This is a genomic window from Xanthomonas cassavae CFBP 4642, from assembly GCF_000454545.1.
GTDB classification, from domain to species: domain Bacteria; phylum Pseudomonadota; class Gammaproteobacteria; order Xanthomonadales; family Xanthomonadaceae; genus Xanthomonas; species Xanthomonas cassavae.
In genome coordinates, this window is record NZ_CM002139.1 from 1,996,178 (window position 1) to 1,998,337 (window position 2,160).

Consider the following 2,160-nt stretch of genomic DNA (forward strand, 5'->3'; position numbering starts at 1 on the left):
CCTGATTAGCCCTGACCATCAGCCGCCTGTCGCAGGATCTGCGCCGCGCTGGGTGGATGCTGCTGTCACCTGAAGCCAACGAGGTGGCGTGATGAGTATCAATGCCGTGCAGTTCCAAGCGGGATTGTCGATGCCTGAGTTCTTCGCGTCCTACGGCACCGAAGCCAAGTGCTATCGCGCGCTTTACAAGTGGCGCTGGCCGCAAGGCTTTCGTTGCCCTGTTTGTGCCGGACGCGTGCGCTCGCGTTTCAAGCGGGGTGCTGCGATCTACTACCAATGCAGCGCGTGCCGGCATCAGACCAGCCTGATTGCAGGCACGATGTTCGAAGGCACCAAGCTGCCGCTGCGCACCTGGATGCTGGCGTTGCACCTGCTGACCTCGACCAAAACCAACATGGCCGCGCTGGAGTTGATGCGGCATCTGGGCGTCAACTACAAGACGGCCTGGCGGATGAAACACAAGATCATGCAGGTTATGGCCGAGCGCGAATCCATGCGGAAACTGGCGGGTTTCGTGCAGATCGACGATGCCTATCTCGGCGGCGAGCGTAACGGTGGCAAGGCCGGACGCGGATCGGAGAACAAACAAGCGTTCCTGATTGCGGTGCAGACCGATGCCACCTTCACCGCGCCGCGCTTTGTGGTGATCGAGCCGGTGCGCAGCTTCGACAACACCTCGCTGCAGGACTGGATTGCCCGTCGCTTGGCGCCCGAATGCGAGGTCTACACCGATGGGCTGGCCTGCTTCCGCCGGCTAGAAGACGCCGGCCACGCGCACACCACGCTGGACACTGGCGGTGGTCGTGCCGCGACCGAAACGGCCGGTGCACGTTGGCTCAACGTGGTGCTGGGCAATCTCAAACGCGCCATCAGTGGCGTGTATCACGCCATCGCGCAAGGCAAATACGCAAGGCGTTACCTGGGAGAAGCGGCCTATCGTTTTAATCGTCGATTCCGCTTGCGCGAGATGCTGCCACGACTTGCCACGGCCATGATGCAATCCACACCATGCCCAGAGCCGGTTTTNNCTGCCACGACTTGCCACGGCCATGATGCAATCCACACCATGCCCAGAGCCGGTTTTACGTGCAGCGAGCAATTTTCATGGCTGAGAGTCGGGGCTAATCAGGTTACTGTTTGAAGGGTGGTGCATCGAGGTTGTTCTTCGCCTGAACAAGGACGATGCACTCCTCCTTCGCGCGCGTCACTGCGTTGTAGAGCAGCCGCCGCTTCTGTTCGTTATCTCCTGACGTTGCCGCAGGCCAAAGAACGACAACGTGGTCAAACTCCCTGTTCTTTGCTCTGTGCACGGACATGGCCTTGTAGCCGAAATCCGAAGAGCGCTGAAACCTCGTACGGTTAGCGAAAATCTGTTTGATGGTGTCTGAAAGCATCTGTCGAGAGATGGCCACCTCACGCCTGGTTCGAACTAGACGGTCTACCCACTTGAAAACTTCACCATAAAGGGCAGGGTCTCCTAGGACTCTCACCGCGTCCAGGGCGTCAGCAGGCGTGGTCATGGCAGGCACAACTATCCGCGCTAAAAGTGCTTCCACGACTTTTGCCTCGGCGTGTTCCCAGCCGATGCGATACGGACCATTGCCATGCTTCGTGGCTCTAGTGGCGGAAACTTCCACAACGCCTTCGGCGAAGGTCTTCACTACAGGGGATATCACCGCCAAGGTCTTTCCCCTCACCTTCCATCCGATTTGATTGCTCAAAAACGTAGCGGCCAGCGGGGCATTGGCCGTTGCTCGGAACGAGAATCCGGGACCAATCGGCAGTTCCAGTCCAGACCTGAGAGCTGCGGCGGCATTCAGCAAAGAACCCACATCGGTCCGCATTGTCCGCTCCAGCCTTACGTGGTCCTCCTGGAGTTGGAGCCATTCCCAAGCCGGATTGGAGCGAAGGGCAGGATCCAGGCACTGGAACTCATCTGCAGCGATGAGTGTCGTTAACTCCGTTGCAAGATGGCGCACGACATCAAGCCGGTTTGCCGATAGGTCCTGAGCTTCGTCAATGATCAAGGTAGGGTAGGACCGACGTCCCCCCATCCTGAGTAGCAGTCGGGTTTAGAGTCCGGGGTTGATGATATCGCTGTTGGCCAGGTGCTGGGCATAGGCCGTCGGCGTCATTCCGCCGATTGCTTTCTTGGGGCGG

General features: G+C 59.0%; 1 protein-coding gene and 1 pseudogene. One reads left to right on the plus strand and one right to left on the minus strand.

Annotated elements, in window-relative coordinates; all coding sequences use genetic code 11:
• Nucleotides 1–91 precede the first annotated feature (91 nt).
• Nucleotides 92–1,048: pseudogene (locus XCSCFBP4642_RS0108980) on the plus strand (IS1595 family transposase); the annotation flags it as partial.
• An 82-nt stretch (nucleotides 1,049–1,130) separates the two neighbouring features.
• Here XCSCFBP4642_RS0108980 and XCSCFBP4642_RS24430 read toward each other — a convergent pair.
• Complete coding sequence (locus XCSCFBP4642_RS24430; RefSeq protein WP_160170362.1) at nucleotides 1,131–2,027, minus strand: ATP-binding domain-containing protein; 897 nt, start codon at nucleotides 2,025–2,027, stop codon at nucleotides 1,131–1,133.
• Between the last annotated feature and the right edge of the window lie 133 nt (nucleotides 2,028–2,160).